At 49.3% G+C, this 738-nt stretch carries 1 protein-coding gene; it reads right to left on the bottom strand.

Annotated features, from left to right (window positions below; genetic code table 11):
- Positions 1–738 (bottom strand): baseplate J/gp47 family protein (locus tag L654_RS0101860; RefSeq protein WP_024607082.1); only part of this gene is annotated, 738 nt, incomplete at both ends.

Here is a 738-nt window from a genome sequence, read left to right as displayed (position 1 = left end):
TGTCGTCAATGTCGAACTTGATTGACTGCAGTTCACTAAATTGCGCGTGGCACTCTGCCACCAATTGGCTAACACTGAACACGCACTGGTGCGCCACGCGGGTGGGTGCGTATGCTGCATTTTGCCTGAACGCTGCTTGTATTAATGTTGTTAACTCGCTTTGTATGTCTTCGCTTTGCGAGTGTAGCTTGTATGTTGCTGTTACATTAAACCCAGTGGTTGCCATTGCATACACTATAAAGTCGTCGCCCAAGCCGTGATGCCCTGCGGTTCTTATGTGCTGATTAATTGCCCCCAGCAAAGCGGTTGGCACTGCGCCTATGTCTAAATATATGTAGGCGTTTGCTGTGCCTGGGCCGCGCGGCGCTCCGGTTTGAATATAGATGTTATCTATTGGCACGCCAAAGCTTGCAATTATTTGTTTGTACACTGCGTTAATGTGCCAGCGAGCGGCGGTTCCAAACACGTTGCGTATGCGCAAGCGGTAATGCTCCGTGCTTTCTGTGTTTGCCCCGGGCTTTATTAGCCAGTCTTGGTTGTTAGTTACTGTTACGCCTTCTTGCTGATCAATAAAGTAGCGGTATGCGTTTGCTGGCAAGTTATATGCTGCGCCCTCTTCTTGTGCTTGCGCTAATGCGTACGCCGTGCTTTGACCTGCTGCAAAATGCACATCTTGCATTAGCGTTAATTTATATACTTGTTCGCCTAGCACGTCGGTAGCAATTTGTGCACCGGCGG

Origin of the sequence: Pseudoalteromonas sp. TAB23 (assembly GCF_000498075.1) — a bacterium.
Classification (GTDB): Bacteria; Pseudomonadota; Gammaproteobacteria; order Enterobacterales; family Alteromonadaceae; genus Pseudoalteromonas; species Pseudoalteromonas arctica.
The sequence above is the reverse complement of the archived record's forward strand: the minus strand, read 5'-3'. Positions and strand labels throughout refer to the sequence as shown.